This window comes from Aerococcus sp. L_32 (genome assembly GCF_050689315.1).
Genome location: NZ_JBOEQF010001003.1, coordinates 1 through 676, shown reverse-complemented (window position 1 = coordinate 676; position 676 = coordinate 1). Strand labels below are relative to the sequence as shown.

The 676-nt window shown below is 38.8% G+C and carries 1 protein-coding gene; it reads right to left on the bottom strand.

Translation table 11 applies throughout. The features are described 5' to 3' along the window. Positions 1 to 510, bottom strand: a 510-nt coding sequence (locus tag ACRCJ0_RS17870) for a carboxylesterase family protein (RefSeq protein WP_431391482.1), incomplete at its 3' end; no start/stop codon positions are given. Between the last annotated feature and the right edge of the window lie 166 nt (positions 511 to 676).

The window sequence follows — 676 nt, the reverse complement described above, 5'->3', positions numbered from 1 at the left end:
TAAACGGTAATTCACTGAAACAACAATGGCATCCTGTGAACTTACAAAAGATTTCCCTGAAATTTCCTGGGCCTGTCCTGTCTGATTATTTCCTCCATGGATATAGACGAGAACTGGCAAATCCTCCGTCTCATTATTTGGCCGATAGATGTCCAAATTCAATGCATCCTCTGACCCAGTAACGCCATCTGCTCCTGCTTGTAAAGCGACAACACCCGCCTGAGTTGCATCAAGGGTTTCAGACCAAGGTTGAGGATCAGTTGGTGCTTGCCATCGATTTTCTCCTGAAGTGTCGCCACCATAAGGAATCCCTTGCCAAATAAGCGCCTCATCCTCTTCATAACCCATAACACTACCAAACTGTGTTTCGCGAATAAGTAAATCGGATGCGAGTGTTTCAGAACTAGCGATATTTTCACTTGTTACATCTGTCGCATTTGATTCTGTGCTATTTTGTTGATTACATCCAGCTAATGTTAGAAATGTTGTAACCAAAACTACCCATTTCATTTTATTTAAATTTTTCATTATTATCCCCCCACTAAAGATTTTTTTACCCATTTCTTATCTAAACAATTTAGAAAACCCTCAAAATCAGATTCTTTAATCCAATTTTGAGGGTCAGTAATTTAACGCTGATTAATCTAAAATATTAGCACCATTTGATTGAATGACA